This window comes from Idiomarina sp. (assembly GCF_048260185.1).
Taxonomy (GTDB): domain Bacteria; phylum Pseudomonadota; class Gammaproteobacteria; order Enterobacterales; family Alteromonadaceae; genus Idiomarina.
Map to the genome: position 1 here is coordinate 187,734 of NZ_JBLXHB010000005.1, position 19,620 is coordinate 207,353.

The following is a 19,620-nucleotide window of genomic DNA, read 5'->3' on the forward strand; positions in this document are numbered from 1 at the left end:
CACCACGTCACCGGACATGCCTACGACGTAGCCTGACATTTATGTCAGGTGGGATATCGTTCCTGACATAAATGTCAGGCTACGCCCAATCCGTAACGAGCTTTAATTTTAGCTGCCAACGCCAGTCGTGCATCGGCTTCGCCATGAATTAGCCGTATGCGCTTAACCGGCTCTTCGGTGGCATCAATAAAGTCCAGCAGCTCCTGCTGGTCGGCGTGGGCGGAGTAGCCGCCTAAGGTATAAATGCCCGCTTTAATCCAAACCCGCTGGTGGTCAAGCTCAACATAACCGCCACCCGGACCATACTGCTGAATATCCCGCCCAGGCGTACCCGCAGCCTGATACCCGACAAACAGCACATCAGTGCGCGGGTCGGGCAATAAGGCCTTTAAGTAGTTCAGCATCCGCCCGCCGGTGCACATACCGCTGGCAGCTATAACAATGCAAGGGTCACCGCGGCTCTGCAAAAAGTTCACAATACGCTCGTGCTCGCTGTGCTCATCTACCGTTAGTAAGCGGTCAAAATTAAGCGGATGCCGGTCTTCACTTATACGCTCGCGGGCTTCTTCGTCCCATAAATTTTTCATAGCGCGGTATTGTTTTGTGAATTGCGCAGCCAGCGGTGAGTCGAGAATAACCGTCATTTTATGCCACACCGGGTCAGCTACTCCGGTTTCAGCTTCCTGCTCACGCGCGGTGTGAATAATGTCTTCCAGTTCGTACAGCAGCTCCTGAGTGCGGCCAATACTAAAAGCCGGAATTAAAATAACGCCTTTGTTCTCCACACAACGCTCGACTACCGCCTTTAACCGCTGAGACCGGTCAATGCGGGACTCATGGTTTTTGTCGCCGTAGGTGCTTTCCAGCAACAGAAAGTCAGCACGCTCTAATGGCGTAGGGTCGGGCAATAGCGGAGTGTTTTTACAGCCCAGGTCACCAGAGAACACCACACGGTAGTGGGTACTCACATTCTCAATTTCAACATAGGCCGAACCCAGAATATGCCCGGCTTGACGAAAACGTTGCTTAAAGCGCTCAGAGGCAAACTCAGTAGGCAGTTCAATCCATTTATCGTAAGCCGTAGGCCGCAGTTGGCGATGCAAACGCGCAATAACCGCATCAATAATCTGGGCGTTTCGGGTTAACCCAATTTTCAGGGCGTCTTCAATAACCAGCGGCAGCAACAGTGCGGTAGCTTTGGTGCAGTATATGGGACCGACAAAGCCCGCAATAAGCAACCAGGGCAAACGGCCTACGTGGTCAATGTGGCAGTGAGTCACTACCAGCGCCTGTACCTTGCTTATATCAAAGTCTATTTCCTGGGCGTTAGAATTCGCGCCGGAACCCGAGGTTTCCGCCCCCTGAAACAGCCCGCAGTCAATTAAAAGTGAGTGGTCACTGTCTAAAAATAGCTCGTGGCAAGAGCCCGTAACCCCTTCAAAAGCGCCGTGGTGTATTACGTCCATGTGTTGGTTCCTTGTGTGTCGCTTTGTAGCCTGACGTTTACGTCAGGAACGATATTTCACCTGACATAAATGTCAGATTACACAAACAGACGGAAATTCGCTACCGGACAAATGGGTGATATTGGAGGCCTGCGCTCTCGATTAACGTTGCTGGACTATTTCAAATACTCAAGTGTTTTCAGTCGATAGTGCGCTAAAACCTATAAAGCGCTATACTCCTAAACCTATAAGTGGTAAAACATTAAAACCTAAGAAAGGTAACGCGTTAAACCCTAAGCTTCATAAAGCTTTTGAGTCATTATTAGGAACTCACATGAACGATGTATCACAAAAACTGGCAAGCTCTCTTGAGCAGTTAAAGCAGCTTCAGGAGTCAGGCGTTGTTGCTATACAGTCAAAGCATCTTAGTCGAACACATCGTGAACGATTGTTAAAGCACGGGTTTATTAAGGAAGTTATGCGAGGCTGGTACATACCCTCTATGCCCGATGAAAAGCCTGGTGACAGTACCTCTTGGTATACATCGTTTTGGGATTTCTGTAGCGCCTATTTGTCAGAGCGGTTCGACAACGCTTGGTGCTTATCACCAGAGCAGTCAATTAACCTTCATATTGGTGATAAAACGGTACCTCAGCAGTTGCTCGTGCGCTCTCCCAAGGGAAATAACAAGCCAACCTCTTTCTTACATGACACGTCTATTTTTGATGTCAGACTGAATATGCCTAACGCTGAACAAATTGAGAGTTTGAACGGCTTAAATGTTTACAGTTTGCCTGCTGCATTAGTGAATTGTTCGGCTAATCAGTTTTTGAATGCACCCATTCAAATGCGAACTGCCTTATCAATGGTGACCGATGCCTCAGACGTGTTATCTGTTTTGTTGGCCGGAAGTCATAGCGTGATTGGCGGCCGACTTGTCGGGGCTTTTAGAAATATTGGTCGGGATGTTATAGCCGATAATATTCTAAAAGGTATGCAAGCTGCAGACCTAAAAGTGCAGGAAGAAGACCCTTTTGAAGAAAAAGCTTTGGTCAATTTCGGTCGCCGTGACTTGTCACCTTACGCTAATAGATTAAGGCTTATGTGGGCACAAATGCGTGAAAGCGTAATAAAGCACTTTCCTGAACAACCAAAGCACCCCCTCGATATTGACACCTATATGGCCGAGTTAGAGGAAAAATACGTGACTGACGCTTACCACTCGCTATCTATTGAGGGTTATCGGGTTACAAGGGAACTGATTGAGCTTGTCCGATTAGGAAACTGGCAAGCTGACGGTTCAGATGAAAGCAAAAAGCACTTGGATGCTATGGCTGCAAAAGGTTACTGGAACGCGTTTCAGGAAGTGAAAAAAGCCGTTAGGGAAGTATTAGAAGGCAAGAACCCGGGTGAGTTATTAGAACAAGTGCATAGCGATTGGTATTTGGCTTTATTTAGTCCGAGTGTGGTGGCCGGTATTATTAAACAGGCGGATCTGGCCGGCTACCGGACAGGCCCTGTCTATATTCGTCAGTCGAAGTACACACCACCAAGCCGCGAAGCTGTACGTGACATGATGCCAACGCTTTTTGATTTGCTAATAGAAGAAGACAACGCTGCCGTTCGGGCCGTTTTAGGTCACTTTATTTTTGTCTATATTCACCCTTATTTCGACGGTAACGGCAGAATGGGTCGCTTTATTATGAATTTAATGATGGCGTCAGGTGGCTACCCGTGGACGGTGGTTCCCGTAGAGAGGCGCAACGAATATATGCAGGCACTGGAAGCGGCCAGCGTTAAACAAGATATAAAGCCGTTTACCCAGTTTCTGGCGTCGCTCCTGACGTAAACGTCAGGCTACGCTGCCCCACACCAACGGAACCAACCGCTCAAAATATCGTCGAAAAGGGTGTGAAAAGCCTTTGTAGGGCAAGGGCTGCATGCGGTATCATACCCGCTTGATCTAAATTTAGTAACGCGCAAAATACAAAAAAATAACAGCACCATCGGTCTATGGGAGCCGCACCCTATGGGCGGTAGCGTGCCCAACCGTTGTAATCAGGGTTAAAACGAATGAAAATTGCAGTAGCAGGTACAGGATACGTAGGTTTATCAAATGCGGTTCTCTTTGCACAACATAATCAGGTTACCGCAGTCGACATAGACCAAGAAAAAGTAGAAAAAATAAATAAAAAACAATCACCTATAGTCGATAAAGAAATTCAGTTTTTTTTACAGGAAAAGCCCCTGAACCTCAGCGCCACCACCGACGCGCACGCGGCATACAAAAACGCCGACTTTGTGGTTATTGCCACCCCCACCGACTACGACCCGCAAACCAATTACTTCAACACAAAAACCGTTGAAAGCGTTATAAGCCAGGTAATAGAAGCCAACCCAAACGCCGTTATGGTTATTAAGTCGACCATTCCGGTGGGGTATACGCAGTCGCTAAAAGAAAAGTTCGGTACCAATAACATTCTGTTTTCGCCAGAGTTCCTGCGCGAAGGCAAAGCCTTGTACGACAACCTGCACCCGTCGCGCATTATTGTCGGCGAACGTTCAGAGCGCGCTGAAACTTTCGCAAACCTGTTAAAGCAGGGCGCCGAAAAGCAAAATATAGACACCCTGTTTACCGACAGCACCGAAGCCGAAGCCATTAAGCTGTTTGCTAATACCTATTTAGCCATGCGTGTAGCCTACTTTAACGAGCTGGACACCTACGCAGAAGTGCACGGTTTAGACACCAAACAAATTATTGAAGGCGTGTGCTTAGACCCGCGCATAGGCTCGCATTACAACAACCCCAGCTTTGGTTACGGCGGCTATTGCCTGCCAAAAGACACCAAGCAGCTTCTCGCCAACTACGACGACGTACCACAAACCATGATCAAATCCATTGTGGACGCCAACCGTACCCGTAAAGACTTTATTGCCGACCAAATTATTGCCAAACAACCCAAAGTGGTTGGCGTGTACCGTCTGGTTATGAAGTCGGGCTCAGACAACTTTCGGGCGTCGGCCATACAGGGCATTATGAAGCGCATTAAAGCTAAAGGCATAGAAGTGGTAGTGTACGAACCAGAGTTAAAAGAGGAGCGCTTCTATAACTCGCGGGTTATTAATAACCTAACAGAATTTAAAGCCGTGTCGGAAATTATACTCAGCAACCGGCTGGCCGATGATTTAAAAGACGTGCAAGAAAGAGTGTATACGCGCGACCTATTTAATAACGATTAGCCATAACAACGACTAACTTTTAGTAAAGAACCCAATAAGACAAAGCCATGACACAAGAAAACCAGCAAAACCCAAATAACCAGCCGCCAGCGCCATACGGGCCAGGGCAATACCCACCCAATTATTATAATGCTCCATACCAGCAAGACGACGAAATAGACCTGCGCGAGCTATTTGGAATTCTTTGGGACGGCAAATGGATTATTATCGCCATTACCTTTGTGTTCGCGGTTGCATCGGTTATTTATTCATTAAGCTTGCCCGATATTTATAAAGCTGAAGCTACCTTGGCGCCGACTGAAGAATCTCAAGCTCAAGGCCTGGGTGGTGAGCTCGGAGGCCTAGCTAATTTAGCCGGTATTAGCATGGGTTCCGGAAAGGTCGATAAAGTGACTATGGCCATGGAAATATTACAATCTCGTCAGTTCATAAGTAATTTTGTTGAAAGACACAATATTCTACCTGAAGTCATGGCGGTTAAAGAATGGCATGAATCGAGTGGGAATCTGGTTTTTAATGAAGAAGTTTATAACGCGGAAACCAAAGAGTGGGTGAGAGAGGTGGAGCCTCCTAAGCAACCAGAGCCTACTAGTTGGGAGTATGTAAATGTTTTCAAAAGCGGCCTATTAGTAGAGAAGGACGAGGAAACGCCAGGCTTAGTGAATCTATCCGTTAGTCATTTATCACCTGTTATCGCTCACCGCTGGGCAGAGTGGTTAATTCAAGACATTAATGACCATATGCGTCAGCGTGACATTAAAGAAGCACAAAGCAGTATGGAATATCTGCAAAATGAGTTAGGGGAAACCAACTTAAGTAGCATGCAGCAGGTATTCTACCAACTTATTGAAAAACAAATACAAACCATTATGCTGGCCAACGTACGACCAGAGTATGTTTTTCAAGTTCTTGACCCTGCGGTAATTCCTGAGCAGAAAGATGCGCCATCTCGTGCCTTAATTTGTATTGTAGGCACTTTCTTAGGCGGTTTTTTATCGCTATTAGTTGTATTTATTCGTCATTTAACTCGCTCAAGCCAAAATAAAGCTGACGCGTAAAGTAGCCTGACGCTATTGCGTCAGGTGCTATCTTCCCCTTAATGAAAAGCAGTTATTCAACACCATGTTCAAACGCCTAAAAACTCTCTTTAAATTACTAACCTCTGAGCAACGAAAACGTCTAATCGGCTTACAGTTTTTAGTGGTGTTAATGGCCTTTGCCGAAGTTGCCGGTGTTGTAGCAATCGGACCTTTTATGGCATTGGTGGGTGACATCAGTTTGCTGCAAGGCGATGGCAAATTAGCGCAGCTATATACGTTAAGTGGCTTTGAAAACCCTCGAGACTTTTTATTCTGGTTAGGTATTGCTGTATTAATAGCACTGTCTGGTGCAGCGGCGGTGTCTATGTACACAACATGGAGGCTTTCTCTATACGCAGCACAGGTAGGGGCTGAAATTTCCACTCGCTTGTACAAACACTATATGCAACAACCCTGGCTTTTTCATGCAGGCGGTAGTAGCAGTCAATTAACTAACCGTATAGCTCAGGAAGCGGGGCGGGTAACAAACGTAGTGATTCAACCATTAATGCAAATGAACGCAAAAGGTGTTTTGGCTTTAGTAATGGCAGCAGCTATTTTCATCTTCAATCCATTAGTTGCCTTAGTTGGGCTTATAATGTTTGGTTTCGCCTATGTTATTTTATACAAAACGGTACGCAGGCGTTTAAGTCAAAATGGACGAGCCATATCGGAGTCTAACCAGCAGCGTTTCAAATTAATGAATGAGGGGTTTGGAGGCATAAAAGATACTTTACTGCTAGGTCGGCAGGCTGAGTTCAACCAGCGTTTTGAATATTCCAGCCACAAGCTGGGTCGGGCACAAGGGATTACTCGAGGGCTTTCACAAGTACCACGTTATGCAATGGAATTGATAGCTTTTGGTGCGGTGATATTTTTAGTGCTTTATTTATTATCTGCCTATGACGGTAACCTTGGGAGTATTCTGCCAGTTCTATCAGTGTATGCTTTGGCAGGGTTTAAGCTACTGCCAGCTTTTCAGCAAATGTATACCAGTCTCGCACAAGTAAAGGGAAATATTGCATCGTTTGATAGTATTGAAAAAGATTTAATTGCAAGTCAAAACATTGAAGATATAGAGCCAGCGCTTAAGGCCGGTAAATTATCCCCTAAAACTCTAATAAAACTAGATAATGTTACTTTTAGTTATCCGAATAAAGATGAGAAAGCGCTAGAAGGACTCACCATCGATATACCCGTAAATCAAGTTATTGGCTTGGTGGGCGCTTCGGGATCAGGTAAATCTACAGCTATAGATGTTCTTCTGGGGTTAATTACCCCTCAACGTGGTTCACTAGTGGTGGATGGCTGTGAAGTTAAAAGCGAGAATAAAAGGGCTTGGCAAAACAATGTTGGCTTTGTGCCTCAAGCCATATTTCTGGCAGATTCCAACATTAGGGAAAATATAGCATTTGGAATTCCGTGCGAGGAAATTGATGAAGACCGGGTAACTCGAGCTGCTCAAATGGCTCATTTAGATGAACTACTTGAACGCTTACCTGAAGGTCTGAACACACGAGTCGGTGAACGAGGTATTCAACTGTCTGGTGGTCAACGACAAAGAATTGGAATTGCTCGAGCCTTATACGATGATGCAGAAGTTTTAGTTTTAGATGAAGCAACAAGCGCACTCGATGGTATTACTGAAAAATTAGTCATGGATGCAATCCATGATTTTTCGGGTAAAAAGACCATTATTATGATTGCACATCGTTTAGCTACAGTTAAAAAATGTGATCGAATTTACTTGCTTAGCAATGGCAAAGTTAAAGATAGCGGAACGTTTAATTCGCTGGTTGAAAATAATCGAGAGTTTAGAGAAATGGCGAATCACGCTTAAGGGAATTTTAGAATATGGCGCATATTTTCAAAGAAAAAACAGAGAGCCAGAAAGGCATAGTCGTATTTACTCATAAAGAGCTTAATTATTTTGAAGGTAATTTACCGTCGTGGAAAGAGCTTATAAAAAAACCAAAATCTTATGTTAAAAAATTTTTTAAAAAAATCACTGAAAGTCGAAAAATTAAAAAAAATCTCTTAAATATTAAAAAAAATTATTATATTGGAGTTCATTGGGGATTCCATTCTGTGAATATAGAAACTCCGGAATGGGTCGACTTCCATATGTCGGCTCCTGGTACATGTACTTTTAATGACGCTCCTTTTGTAATACCGCTATCCTCAGCTAATTTTACTCCTAGAATAATGAGGGACGAGAAAAAGGAAAAATATTGGGATGTTATTTGTGTTGCAAAAAATGATAATAAAAAGAGATATCCTGAGCTGTTAAGATCAATAAGAAAAGTTTACGATTTAGGCTACAAATTTAAGATTATTTTTGTTGTCGCATCTAATAAAAATGAGCCAAGTGCATTGTATTATGGAAAACTTTTAAAAGATTATAATGAAATGTTTTCTGCAGAAGAACGAGAAATTTTCACCATAATTAAAACTCATCCTGATACTGGCTTTCAGGGATTTTCTTACACTTTTTTATCTCATTTATACAATGAATCTAAAGTGTTTACTATTTTTTCTCAGAAGGAAGGTGAGTGTAGGGTAATAAAAGAAGCTCAGCTTTGCGGTTTGCCTGTAGTCGTCAAAAGTGATATGCAAGGTGGTGGGCGAGATTTTTTGAATAAAAATAATTCAGTTATGTTTGATGAATATCAAGAAGCTCACAACGCCATTATTGAAGCTGTCGAAAATTACAAGGATTATACCGTTGACTCGGAAAAAATTGAAAGTGATCTCGGTGAAGAATCTAGTATCAGAAAGTTAAATGAGTATTTCTCTCAATTGTATAGTAAAGAAGGTAAAGAGTTCGATGGGGAACTTATTAATACTGACAACTTAAATCGTAGGCTCCCAGCTCACTTCTTTGATGAAGGCATAAGTTGGGCAAAAGATCCTGAATTTAGATTTAGTACTACAGATATAACTAATAAACGTATGTTTTATGAGTTTAAAAAAACTCTTAATTAGGAGTCGGTAATGGAATTTTCGTTTTTGGGATTGAAAATTACAATTAATAGGAAGAGTAAAGAATCGGCTTTAGGCTTAGATGGTATCAAGGTAATTAATGATGATTCTTTGCGATATATAAGAAACTTATCCTCTAAAGAATTAGCCCGTAGAAGTAGTTTAGTTAGTTTTCCTAGCTTGGAAGAAAATGAAAAAATAAAATGTAAGCTAGATAGTTCTGGGATAGTTATTATTGAGAATTTCCTGTCTAGTGAACAAATTAGTATAGTCAATAATACGGTAACCTCTCTTTTGGGAGGAATCGAAAAGTTTATTAACTCTAATGTGAAAGTTCTGGAAGAAGGTAATGTCTTATATCAGATGAGCAATGAAAAGTTAAAGAGTTATTCAGAATTAGCTAATTATGAAAAGACAGTAGTTTCTGTGCGCGAAGGACAAGATAAGGGAATGGTCGATGTTTTTAACGCAGATTATGCCTTTAAAGAATTAAGAAATGAACTTCGAGCCTGCTACGAAGATTCAAGTATATTAAGTATAATTTATTCAGGAATGACAGAATTAAATTTTAAAAACCTAAATTTCTACATTAATAATGAAGTATCTTCCACTAGAGGTTTCCACGTAGACTCTTTCACTAAACAACTAAAAGCCTTTATCTACTTAACTGATTGCCTTAGTTTAGATGATGGTCCATATACCTATGTCGAAGGTAGCCACAGATACACACCTTATCGGTCGGCTAATAAAGCTATTTCTGCAAATTTGCCAAATAAGACCGAGTGCCCCCTTATTGATCATCAGAAAATTATCCCTGTTCTTGGCAAAGCTGGATCTTTAGTGATATCTGATCAAAGCGGTTTCCATAGAGGTTTCCCGCAATCCGAAGGTCACAACCGAGTTGTATCGGTTATGAACGTTACGTCGTAATAACTTAAAAGTAAGATTAAACATGTTTAATGATAAGACAATTTTAGTAACAGGTGGTACAGGCTCATTTGGTCATAAATTCATTCCTATGACCTTGGAAAAATACAATCCGAAAAAGATCATCATTTTCTCTAGAGATGAAATGAAACAGTGGGAGATGGCGAAACTTTTCCCTAATGATGATCGTTTACGGTTTTTTATTGGCGACGTGCGAGATAAAGATCGTTTATATCGTGCTTTGGATGGTGTGGATTACGTAGTGCATGCCGCAGCCACTAAAATTGTTCCTACCGCTGAGTATAATCCGTTTGAGTGCGTCAAAACGAATATTCATGGTGCAATGAATGTTATTGACGCCGCAATAGATAAAGGTGTGAAGGGTGTCGTTGCACTGTCTACAGATAAAGCCAGTAGCCCCATAAACTTATACGGTGCAACAAAGCTGGCCTCTGATAAATTATTTGTTGCGGGTAATTCTTATGCAGGCGGACATCAAACAAAATTTTCTGTTGTGCGGTATGGCAATGTAATGGGGTCCCGCGGTTCTGTTATTCCATTTTTCATGTCTATTCGTGAAAAAGGTGTTTTGCCTATTACAGATGATCGTATGACGCGTTTTATGATCTCTCTTGAAGAGGGTGTAGAACTGGTTTGGCATGCGTTTGAGGATATGGTCGGTGGCGAAATTTATGTTAAGAAAATTCCTTCAATGAAGGTTACTGACGTTGCTAGCGTAGTTGCCCCTGAAGCGAAGCAAGAAGTAGTTGGTATTCGCCCCGGCGAGAAGCTTCATGAACAGATGATTGGTTTTGAAGACGCACCTTATACCTATGAATATCCTGAGCACTTTAAAATTCTGCCAGCTATAAATAACTGGGATAAAGACTCTGACCGTATTAAAGATGGAAAAAGAGTTCCTGAAGGTTTCGTTTATTCAAGCGACAATAATGAAGAATGGATGACAGAGGAGCAGCTAAAAAGCTGGCTTGACAGTAATTACGAACAAATCGGTAAAATCTAATGATACCGTACGGAAAGCAAGACATTCAGCAAAAAGATATTGATGCGGTTATTGAGGTCTTAACATCAGATTTCCTAACACAGGGCCCTAAGGTTCCTGCGTTTGAATCGGCTGTTGCTGAAAAAGTCGGTGCTAAACATGCTTTAGCTGTTAACAGTGCCACATCAGCATTGCACATTGCTTGCTTAGCATTGGGTTTAGGCAAAGGTGATTGGCTTTGGACCACACCGGTAACCTTTGTTGCCTCGGCGAACTGCGGTTTGTACTGCGGAGCTCAAGTAGACTTTGTCGATGTTGACCCGAAAACCTACAATATTAGCGTTAACGCGCTTAAAGATAAGCTTGAAAAGGCTAGTTCTGAGAAGCGGCTACCGAAAGTACTTGTCGTTGTGCATTTGTGTGGTCAACCCTGTCAGATGCAAGAAATAAAGTTACTTGCTGACGAATACGGCGTAAAAGTCATAGAAGATGCTTCGCACGCCATTGGTGGTAAGTATCAACATGATTATATTGGTAATTGTAAATACAGTGATATTACTATTTTCAGCTTTCATCCGGTAAAAATTATTACCACTGCCGAAGGTGGCATGGCGCTGACCAATAGTAATGAGCTGGCCAACAAAATGAATTTATTTAGAAGCCACGGCATTACGCGCGATCCGGATTCAATGACACAAGAGCCAGATGGTTCCTGGTACTATCAGCAAGTAGAGCTGGGTTTTAACTACCGCATGACTGAGCTTCAAGCTGCTCTCGGGTTGAGTCAGCTAGATCGTTTGGATGAGTACGTTGCCCGCAGGCATGAACTGGCAAAACGCTATGACTCGCTTCTAAGTACATTACCTTTAACTCTGCCTTGGCAGCATCCGGATAGTTACTCAGGTTTGCACCTTTACGTTATTCGTTTAAATCTGAGTCAAGTTTCGGCTACACATCGCGAAGTTTTTGAATCTCTCCGGGAACAGGGTATTGGAGTGAATCTGCATTACATACCAATACATACACAACCTTATTACCAACAGTTTGGTTTTAAGGCAGAAGATTTCCCGGAAGCTATGTCATATTACGGCGAAGCGATTAGCTTACCGTTATTTCCTACAATGAGCGAATCGGAGCAAGATAAAGTCGTCAAAGTTTTAACTAAGGTTGTTTCTTGAGTTACGTCGCTGTTTTACAAGCCAGGACAAACTCATCAAGGCTCCCTGGAAAAGTTCTGCTACCTATAAAAGGAATTCCTTTAGTTGTTCTTGCTGCAAGAAGGGCGGCAAATAAAGGTATTGATGTAGTTGTTGCTACCTCGAAAGAAGAGAGTGATGACGCGTTAGTTCGAGTATTGCAAGAATACGGTATACCTTTTTATCGAGGCAGCCTCAATAACACCCTTGAAAGGATTGTCGGAGCTCTCTCGGGTTTTGATGATGAAACTAGAGTCTTTCGCTTGACAGCAGATAATGTTGTTCCTGATGGGCAGTTACTTGAAGAGATAGCAAAAGACTTTGAAGATAGAAAGCTAGACTATATTTGCTGTAATGGAGTGGAGTCCGGTTTGCCGTATGGTTTGAGTGCAGAACTGACTTACCTCAAGCACTTGAGAGAAGCAGCCATATCGACACAGAATAAAGATGATCAAGAACATGTAACGCCATTTATAAGAAGACGTTATGGAACAACTATCTTTAATAAATATAAGCAAAAGAATCTAGGTCATTACAGATGTACGGTCGACTGTTTGGATGACTATCTCGCACTAGAAAATTTATTTTTAGAAGTAAGAAAACCTATTGAAGTAACTTTTACTGAATTGTTGTCGGCGATTGAAAAAAAACGTTTTCAACCAAGAAATCGTAACCCAGCATCTAAGCTTATTGTAGGCACGGCGCAATTTGGTTTGAATTATGGAATAGCCAATACAGTAGGCCAACCTACCCCGGATCTTGTCGAAGCTATTCTAAAGACAGCAATTACTAATGGGATAGAAGGAATAGATACAGCAAGAGCTTATGGCAATAGTGAAAAAGTTATTGGATACGCTTTAAAATCTGGCTGGATGGGACGTGTCCCAATTATTACTAAGCTGTCTCCTTTAGATGACTGCCCTAAAGATGCCGACGAAACGGTGATTAATGCTTTTGTCGACTGCAGTATCTATCAGTCAATGAATGATTTAGGTAGCCGCAAGTTAGATGTGGTGATGCTGCATAGAACTCAACAACTGAATTTAATGAAAGGAAAAGTGCTTGAGCGGCTTCTTCAGCATAAAGATGCAGGCCGAGTAAATAGCATTGGAGCGTCAGTTCAAACTCCAGAAGAACTTGAAATTGCACTTAATAATAAGCACGTTAGCTACATTCAAATGCCATATAATTTATTGGATTGGCGATGGGATGAAATGATTCCCTTAATCCATAAAAAACAAAAAGAAAGAGGGTTAAAGGTTCATGTAAGGAGTGCACTTCTCCAAGGTTTGCTTACTAGCTACAACACCGAGCATTGGGCTAAAGCTCATGTTGATGCGCCTCAACACATAATTGAATGGCTTCAACAGTTACTTGCTCAAACCCAGACGCATGATCTTTCTAATCTATGTTTGAATTTCGTGAGATCTCAAAATTGGGTCAATGGGGTTGTCGTGGGTATGGAGTCTCTTGAGCAGCTCAATCAGAATATAAAGACATTTTGTGAAGATGAAATACGAGTTGAAACGTTAGAATTTATACAAAGAACAAGGCCTGTTCTGAAAGAAGAAACATTAAATCCTGCACTCTGGGAAAAAGCATAATGAGCATAGGAGCTAGTATTTTTTCACTCGAGAATAAAACGGCTTTACTTACGGGAGCAACTGGCTATTTAGGGCGTGAGATGGCTTTTGGTTTAGCCGAAGCAGGTGCTCATGTTTTAGTTAATTCGCGCTCAAAAATGCGATGCGATGTATTAGTCCAAGAGCTTAGAGATAAAGGCTATTCAGCCGAGCCTGTAATATTTGATGTAACATCCGACGAACAAGTGAAGCTGTTTGCAGATAGCTTCAAAAATAGAGCTTTGCACGTAATGATTAATAATGCCTACGTGGGCGGAGCGGGTAGCGTAAAATATGCATCTACAACTGAGTACAGAGACAGTTATGATGTTGCCGTAGTCGCAGCTCATCGTTTGCTTCAGACTTTACTACCTAATTTGAGGTTAGGCGTAAAAGACAATGGAGAAGCCTCAATAATTAATATAGCGTCCATGTATGCTTTGGTAAGCCCTGATCAACGAATCTATGATTCTGAGCAGGCGGTGAACCCGCCTTTCTACGGAGCCGCTAAGGCAGCGCTGATGCAATGGACAAAATATTCGGCGTGTGAGTTTGGTAAAGAAGGTATTCGCGTAAACTCTATTGCACCTGGTCCTTTTCCTGCGGAAATTGTTCAAAGTAAAAATCCTTCATTTATTAAGAAGTTAGAGGAAAAAGTACCAATGGGACGTATAGGCGAAGCTAAAGAGCTTAAAGGACCGCTATTGTTTCTTGCATCTTCGGCATCTTCCTACGTAAATGGGGTCAATTTGACCGTTGATGGAGGATGGACTTGCTGGTAAAAACAATTGTGTTCCGTGTCGATGCTTCAATAGAAATGGGGGCTGGACATGTAATGCGCTGTTTAACCTTAGCTGATGAGCTTAGCCAAAATGGACATAAGTGTACTTTCATATCTCGCCGACAGCCTGGAAGTTTAATTAACTTAGTTAAAGAACGTGGTTATTCCGTACATGAACTTCCAGAGTGTGAAGAATCCGAAGGTAATCATCTGACTCATGGTCATTGGTTAAAAGGTGGTCAAGAGAAAGATGTGCAAGAAAGCCTGAATGTTTTGGAAAAGCTAGCTCCTGACCCTGATTGGTTGGTAATTGATCACTATGGTATTGATAAATTTTGGGAACAAAGAGCTAGAAACCAAGTAAAGAATATTTTGGTGATAGATGATTTAGCTGACCGTGAGCACGATTGCGATTTCTTGATCGACCAGAATTTAGGGCAAACAGATGATATCTACTACGCACTCGTGCCGGAAGAGTGTCAGATTTTAACGGGGTGTCATTACGCCTTATTGCGCCCAGAGTTCGCTGACTGCCGTGAACTTAGCCTTGAGTACCGCAAAGGTAAAACTCAAATCGACAGAGTGTTGATTAGTATGGGCGGAGTCGATAAAGATAATTATACTGAAAAAGTATTAACCGCCCTTGCGTCAAGCGGGTTGAGCGATAGGACGGAAGTGACGGTTGTATTAGGAAAGCAGGCCCCCTGGCTTACTGAAGTGAAAGCGCAGGCGATAAACAGTCGCCTGAATGTGAGGGTTCTCAGTAATGTATCCAACATGGCAGAGCTGATGAGTCAGTCAGACTTAGCCATCGGCGCGGCCGGGAGTACGTCCTGGGAGCGTTGTTGTTTGGGCCTGCCGACACTGATGTGTGTGCTGGCGGAAAACCAACAGGGAATAGCGGAGGCGCTGGAAACTCACGAAGCTGCAATGGTGTTATCTCAGTCGGATATTTCAACGTCTCTTGGCGAGAAAGTAGCGATATTGTATGAACAGCCGGAGCGTTTATCGCTCATGTCAGACTGTGCCAGCCATCTGGTTGACGGCCGGGGAGCTCAGCGAGTGGCTCAGAGCATATTTAAAGGAGTGGAGTAACCGAGCATGGAAAACCGTATTCGCCCTATGGAAGAATCGGACTTAGCGCAGGTTCTCAACTGGAGAAATCACCCAGACATCCGGTGCTTTATGTATTCAACGCATGAAATCAGCCTCGAGGAGCACGCTCAGTGGTATCAGTCGGTCAAACAATCCTCAAAACACACAGTACTGATTTACGAAAAAAATCAAACGCCCACCGGGTTTGTCAGTCTGACCCGAAAAACCTGTGATGAAGTGGCGCACTGGGGATTCTATCTGGCTCCTCAGGCGGAAAAGGGCACAGGATATCAGTTGGGTAAAACCGCACTGACTTACGCCTTTAATGAACTGAATTTACACAAAGTGTGCGGTGAAGCCTTAGGCTTTAACAACCCCTCTATACGCTTCCATAAAAAGCTGGGGTTTAAAGAGGAAGGGTTTCATAAAGAGCAGCATTTTGATGGTAATACTTATCACGATGTGTTGAGTTTCGGGCTGCTCCGGGCGCAATGGAATAATCGAAAGGATTAAAATATGAGTCATAAGATGGTCATCAACGGGCGTGAGATATCGCCTGAGCAGACGCCTTACATTATCGCGGAGCTCTCTGCCAATCATAACGGCGATATTAAAACGGCATTTAAAATTATATCGGAAGCGAAAAAGGCGGGCGCGGATGCGCTCAAACTGCAGACTTACCGACCGGATACCATTACGTTAGATTCCGATTCTGATGACTTTAAGATTAAAGGCGGGCTCTGGGACGGGCGCACCTTGTATGAGCTTTATGAAGAAGCGCATACGCCGTGGGAGTGGCATAAACCACTATTTGAGCATGCCCGTAAAGAAGGGATAACTATGTTCAGTTCGCCCTTTGATAATACGGCCGTTGATTTATTGGAAGACTTAAACGCTCCGGCCTATAAAATTGCCTCGTTTGAAGCAGTAGATTTAGCGTTAATTGAGTATGTGGCCAGTACCGGCAAGCCGATGATCATTTCCACCGGCATGGCAGACGCAGAAGAGATACAGGAAGCCATAGACGCAGCCCGCGGCGCGGGTTGTAAAGAGTTGGCTATTTTGCATTGCGTTAGCGGCTATCCCGCACCGGCTGAAGATTACAATTTAAGAACTCTGGCCGACATGCAGTCGCGCTTTAATGTACTGACTGGGTTATCCGACCACACTTTGGACAATACTACTGCAATAGTGAGTGCGGCTATGGGAGCCTCTATTATTGAAAAGCATTTTACTTTAGATCGAAGCGGTGGTGGTCCGGACGATACTTTCTCACTAGAGCCTAGAGAGCTCGCTGCGTTGTGTCGTGATACGAAAACAGCTAAAAAAGCATTAGGGAAAGTAGATTATGGACGCAAATCGAGTGAGTTAGGCAACGTGAAATTCCGTCGGTCCCTATATTTTGTTAGAGATTTAAAGGCTGGGGACGTAATTACGGAAGACTGTATACGAAGTGTTCGGCCAGGCTATGGTTTACCGCCCAAGTTTATGAAAAATATCGTTGGGGCTAAAGTGAACGTAAATATTTCGGCGAATACAGCTGTAAAAGAAGACTTTTTGGATATTTAATGGGATGGCTAAGAAGAACAAAAGCGGTTTTATTATTAGAGCCAGAAACTTGGCTAGCATATATATATGGACAGCAGTTTGATAAGCTTAGACATCTTCAAGATGCAGAACCAAGACATAAAGGCTGGTACTTTCGGGTAGCTATTTGGCTTTATTTTTTGTTAAAAAACGTAAAGTTAAAACACGATTCTAGTCAAATAGAATCTGACTATCTTGTTTTTTCGGGAACAATGAACCAAAAAAAATCATTAGAGTCGACTTTATGTGAGTTAAAGCGAAGAAAAACTAATGTATATGCCATTGCACCGAGAAAAATACTTACGAAAAATAAAATAGAAGATGATCAGTATAATGCGATTTATTACAGTTTTTTAGATGTATTAAAATCAGTTTTTCTATGCGTTTTACGGTTAAAGAAGTTAAGAAATCAGTTAAAGGATAGAAGCGAATTACTTACTAGAAATAGATTAGACTCATTTTTAGAAGTCTATAATTCATTAGTTTACTTTGACCGCTTACTGATTAGAGTTAAACCGAAAGTAGTTATAGTTTCTAATGATCATAATGCGTTTAACAAAGCCTTAATCGCTTTAGCGCGAAATATGGGTATTAAAACCGTATATATGCAACATGCATCAGTAAGTGATTTGTTTCCTGCATTGAATGTAGATTATGCTTTTCTCGATGGAGAATCCGCGCTGGAGACTTATCGTAAATGTGAAAAAAATAATTGTACAAGTAATCCATTAATTAAAAACAGGAAAGTATTTTTAACTGGCCAAAAAAAGAGGCTAAATACAACTTTTTCAAAAATTCAATCTGATAAAGTTGTTGGACTTGCCCTTAATGCCCTTGATTCTTTAATTGAAACTGAAAAGCTAGTTCGGACTTTAAGTGAAAATGAAATAAGGGTAAGGCTTCGCTGGCATCCTGGATTGTCTTCTAAAGTTATAAAAGAACTTAAGAAAACTTTAGAACGCTATTCTATTGAGTTTAGTGATCCTAAAATAGAGTCGCTGAGTGACTTTTTCTCACATATAAGGTGTTTGATAGCAGGTAATAGTAGTATTCACCTAGAAGCAGCTTTGTCGCACGTTGTGCCTATTCAATATGAAATGGGTAAATCAGATTTCGAAGATTACTATGGTTATGTTAGAAATCGTGTATCTTTTGGAGCTAGGTCAATCGAAGGCCTACTAAGTATAGTAGAGCGTGTAGAGTCTAATGAGTTGAGACTAGATAAAACGTCTATACAATTCTACAGCTCTACATTTGGAACTGAATGGGAAGGGCGAGAAGGCGAATTGGTTTGTCAGATTTTGATGTCAATTGGCAAGAATCCTTGTACGCCTATTTCTTGTATTAATTTATAGAAAGTATGATTTATTCATTATTGAAAGAAAAGGCGATTAATGAAAGATAAGATTTGCATTATTGGAATGGGTTATGTCGGACTACCGCTAGCTGTGGCTTTTTCTGAGAAGTATTCAGTAATAGGTTTTGATATAAATTGTGCGCGTATTAAAGAACTTCAATCTGGTATTGACAGTACATTGGAAGTTCCATCAGAGGCCCTTGAAGCTTCAAGAGCAAAGCTGACTTTCTCAGACAACCCTGAGGATATTAGAGATTCAACTATATACATTGTGACAGTTCCCACTCCTATTGATAAAGGTAATAAACCCGATTTAACACCTTTAGAAAAGTCATCTGAAACAGTGGGGAAAGCATTAAAACCTAATGATATTGTAATTTATGAATCGACTGTATACCCAGGGGTTACCGAAGAAATTTGCGTTCCTATTTTAGAGAGTTCATCTGGTTTGATTTACAATCAGGATTTTTTCTGCGGATACTCACCTGAGAGAATTAATCCAGGAGATAAAGAACACACTGTAAAGAATATCTTGAAAGTAACATCCGGTTCGACACCCGAAATTGCTAAAAAAGTTGATAGTCTATACTCCTCTATAATTGAAGCAGGAACTCATTTAGTTTCAAGCATAAAGGTAGCCGAAGCATCTAAAGTTATCGAGAACACTCAACGGGATGTCAACATTGCACTAATTAATGAATTGGCAATGATCTTTAATGAAATGAAAATTGATACTAAAGAGGTTATCGAAGCCGCTGCAACTAAATGGAATTTTATAAAGCTGATGCCCGGGTTAGTCGGAGGTCATTGCATTGGAGTCGACCCTTACTATCTAACTTACAAAGCCGAGGAGTTGGGTTATAAACCCAATCTGATACTAGCTTCAAGACAGATTAATAACGGTATGGGAAAGTATGTAGCTGATGCCACAATTAAAGAGCTGATAGATAAAGAAAAGTTAGTGAAAAATTCTAAAGTACTGATACTCGGTTATTCATTTAAAGAAAACTGCCCAGATACAAGAAATACTAGAGTCATAGATATTATTACTAATCTTAATAAATTTGGTGTGAACTGCGTAGTATATGATCCTTGGGTAAAAAAATGGGAAGATATGCTAGATTTTGAAACTTTAGAGATTAAGCCAACTAAAGAAAATCAATACGATGCTATTATACTTGCAGTAAATCACAATGAATTTGAAAGTTTTTCAAGAGAGTATCTCGAAAGTTTAGTTAAAGACGAGTTTATACTTCTAGATGTTAAGTCAGCTAGCGCTAGTTATACTTGGAAACTTTAGTTTCCT

16 protein-coding genes are annotated in these 19,620 nt (G+C 41.7%); 15 read left to right on the forward strand and 1 reads right to left on the reverse strand.

Features of this window, described 5'->3' with window-relative positions; all coding sequences use genetic code 11:
• Nucleotides 1-74: 74 nt before the first annotated feature.
• Nucleotides 75-1,466, reverse strand: coding sequence for an MBL fold metallo-hydrolase (locus tag ACN0RF_RS12035; protein ID WP_417439194.1), 1,392 nt, complete (start codon nucleotides 1,464-1,466; stop codon nucleotides 75-77).
• A 313-nt stretch (nucleotides 1,467-1,779) separates the two neighbouring features.
• On the opposite strand from ACN0RF_RS12035, the gene ACN0RF_RS12040 reads away from it, so the two are divergent.
• The 15 genes from ACN0RF_RS12040 (at nucleotide 1,780) to ACN0RF_RS12110 (ending at nucleotide 19,614) form a co-directional block, all read left to right on the forward strand.
• Entirely contained in the window at nucleotides 1,780-3,294 is a 1,515-nt protein-coding gene (locus ACN0RF_RS12040) for a Fic family protein (RefSeq protein WP_417439195.1), read from the forward strand.
• Nucleotides 3,295-3,518: 224 nt separating this feature from the next.
• Complete coding sequence (locus ACN0RF_RS12045) at nucleotides 3,519-4,685, forward strand: nucleotide sugar dehydrogenase (protein ID WP_417439196.1); 1,167 nt, start codon at nucleotides 3,519-3,521, stop codon at nucleotides 4,683-4,685.
• Nucleotides 4,686-4,732: 47 nt separating this feature from the next.
• Nucleotides 4,733-5,743 carry a Wzz/FepE/Etk N-terminal domain-containing protein gene (locus tag ACN0RF_RS12050; protein ID WP_417439197.1) on the forward strand — a complete coding sequence of 337 codons (1,011 nt, stop codon included), beginning with the start codon at nucleotides 4,733-4,735 and terminating at the stop codon, nucleotides 5,741-5,743.
• Nucleotides 5,744-5,807: 64 nt separating this feature from the next.
• Nucleotides 5,808-7,604: an ABC transporter ATP-binding protein gene (locus ACN0RF_RS12055; RefSeq protein ID WP_417439198.1), complete on the forward strand. Its 1,797-nt coding sequence runs from the start codon at nucleotides 5,808-5,810 to the stop codon at nucleotides 7,602-7,604.
• 14 nt (nucleotides 7,605-7,618) lie between these two features.
• Nucleotides 7,619-8,749, forward strand: coding sequence for a glycosyltransferase (locus ACN0RF_RS12060; RefSeq protein WP_417439199.1), 1,131 nt, complete (start codon nucleotides 7,619-7,621; stop codon nucleotides 8,747-8,749).
• 9 nt (nucleotides 8,750-8,758) lie between these two features.
• Nucleotides 8,759-9,676 carry a phytanoyl-CoA dioxygenase family protein gene (locus ACN0RF_RS12065; RefSeq protein WP_417439200.1) on the forward strand — a complete coding sequence of 306 codons (918 nt, stop codon included), beginning with the start codon at nucleotides 8,759-8,761 and terminating at the stop codon, nucleotides 9,674-9,676.
• Between the two features lie 22 nt (nucleotides 9,677-9,698).
• Nucleotides 9,699-10,697 carry a UDP-N-acetylglucosamine 4,6-dehydratase (inverting) gene (pseB, locus tag ACN0RF_RS12070; RefSeq protein ID WP_417439201.1) on the forward strand — a complete coding sequence of 333 codons (999 nt, stop codon included), beginning with the start codon at nucleotides 9,699-9,701 and terminating at the stop codon, nucleotides 10,695-10,697.
• The gene (pseC, locus tag ACN0RF_RS12075) at nucleotides 10,697-11,854 is read left to right on the forward strand and encodes a UDP-4-amino-4,6-dideoxy-N-acetyl-beta-L-altrosamine transaminase (protein WP_417439202.1); all 1,158 of its coding nucleotides are present in this window, start codon (nucleotides 10,697-10,699) and stop codon (nucleotides 11,852-11,854) included. The genes pseB and pseC overlap by 1 nt, the downstream gene beginning before the upstream one ends.
• Nucleotides 11,851-13,476, forward strand: coding sequence for an aldo/keto reductase (locus ACN0RF_RS12080; RefSeq protein ID WP_417439203.1), 1,626 nt, complete (start codon nucleotides 11,851-11,853; stop codon nucleotides 13,474-13,476). Before pseC ends, ACN0RF_RS12080 begins: the two co-directional genes overlap by 4 nt.
• The gene (locus ACN0RF_RS12085) at nucleotides 13,476-14,276 is read left to right on the forward strand and encodes an SDR family NAD(P)-dependent oxidoreductase (RefSeq protein WP_417439204.1); all 801 of its coding nucleotides are present in this window, start codon (nucleotides 13,476-13,478) and stop codon (nucleotides 14,274-14,276) included. The genes ACN0RF_RS12080 and ACN0RF_RS12085 overlap by 1 nt, the downstream gene beginning before the upstream one ends.
• Nucleotides 14,267-15,370, forward strand: a complete 1,104-nt coding sequence (gene pseG / locus ACN0RF_RS12090; RefSeq protein ID WP_417439205.1) for a UDP-2,4-diacetamido-2,4,6-trideoxy-beta-L-altropyranose hydrolase — start codon at nucleotides 14,267-14,269, stop codon at nucleotides 15,368-15,370. Before ACN0RF_RS12085 ends, pseG begins: the two co-directional genes overlap by 10 nt.
• Before the next feature lie 6 nt (nucleotides 15,371-15,376).
• Entirely contained in the window at nucleotides 15,377-15,883 is a 507-nt protein-coding gene (gene pseH, locus ACN0RF_RS12095) for a UDP-4-amino-4,6-dideoxy-N-acetyl-beta-L-altrosamine N-acetyltransferase (protein WP_417439206.1), read from the forward strand.
• A 3-nt stretch (nucleotides 15,884-15,886) separates the two neighbouring features.
• Entirely contained in the window at nucleotides 15,887-16,939 is a 1,053-nt protein-coding gene (gene pseI / locus ACN0RF_RS12100; RefSeq protein WP_417439207.1) for a pseudaminic acid synthase, read from the forward strand.
• The gene (locus ACN0RF_RS12105) at nucleotides 16,939-18,312 is read left to right on the forward strand and encodes a hypothetical protein (protein ID WP_417439208.1); all 1,374 of its coding nucleotides are present in this window, start codon (nucleotides 16,939-16,941) and stop codon (nucleotides 18,310-18,312) included. Before pseI ends, ACN0RF_RS12105 begins: the two co-directional genes overlap by 1 nt.
• Before the next feature lie 39 nt (nucleotides 18,313-18,351).
• The gene (locus ACN0RF_RS12110; RefSeq protein WP_417439209.1) at nucleotides 18,352-19,614 is read left to right on the forward strand and encodes a nucleotide sugar dehydrogenase; all 1,263 of its coding nucleotides are present in this window, start codon (nucleotides 18,352-18,354) and stop codon (nucleotides 19,612-19,614) included.
• The last annotated feature ends 6 nt before the right edge of the window (nucleotides 19,615-19,620 follow it).

Excerpts from the sequence above, each read along its gene's own strand:
- ACN0RF_RS12065 (WP_417439200.1), top strand. The coding sequence starts at position 8,759 with ATGGAATTTTCGTTTTTGGGATTGAAAATTACAATTAATAGGAAGAGT.
- ACN0RF_RS12085 (WP_417439204.1), top strand. The coding sequence starts at position 13,476 with ATGAGCATAGGAGCTAGTATTTTTTCACTCGAGAATAAAACGGCTTTA.
- ACN0RF_RS12050 (WP_417439197.1), top strand. The coding sequence starts at position 4,733 with ATGACACAAGAAAACCAGCAAAACCCAAATAACCAGCCGCCAGCGCCA.
- pseB (WP_417439201.1), top strand. The coding sequence starts at position 9,699 with ATGTTTAATGATAAGACAATTTTAGTAACAGGTGGTACAGGCTCATTT.
- ACN0RF_RS12110 (WP_417439209.1), top strand. The coding sequence starts at position 18,352 with ATGAAAGATAAGATTTGCATTATTGGAATGGGTTATGTCGGACTACCG.
- ACN0RF_RS12040 (WP_417439195.1), top strand. The coding sequence starts at position 1,780 with ATGAACGATGTATCACAAAAACTGGCAAGCTCTCTTGAGCAGTTAAAG.
- ACN0RF_RS12055 (WP_417439198.1), top strand. The coding sequence starts at position 5,808 with ATGTTCAAACGCCTAAAAACTCTCTTTAAATTACTAACCTCTGAGCAA.
- ACN0RF_RS12105 (WP_417439208.1), top strand. The coding sequence starts at position 16,939 with ATGGGATGGCTAAGAAGAACAAAAGCGGTTTTATTATTAGAGCCAGAA.
- ACN0RF_RS12045 (WP_417439196.1), top strand. The coding sequence starts at position 3,519 with ATGAAAATTGCAGTAGCAGGTACAGGATACGTAGGTTTATCAAATGCG.
- pseH (WP_417439206.1), top strand. The coding sequence starts at position 15,377 with ATGGAAAACCGTATTCGCCCTATGGAAGAATCGGACTTAGCGCAGGTT.
- ACN0RF_RS12060 (WP_417439199.1), top strand. The coding sequence starts at position 7,619 with ATGGCGCATATTTTCAAAGAAAAAACAGAGAGCCAGAAAGGCATAGTC.
- pseI (WP_417439207.1), top strand. The coding sequence starts at position 15,887 with ATGAGTCATAAGATGGTCATCAACGGGCGTGAGATATCGCCTGAGCAG.
- ACN0RF_RS12035 (WP_417439194.1), bottom strand. The coding sequence starts at position 1,466 with ATGGACGTAATACACCACGGCGCTTTTGAAGGGGTTACGGGCTCTTGC.
- pseC (WP_417439202.1), top strand. The coding sequence starts at position 10,697 with ATGATACCGTACGGAAAGCAAGACATTCAGCAAAAAGATATTGATGCG.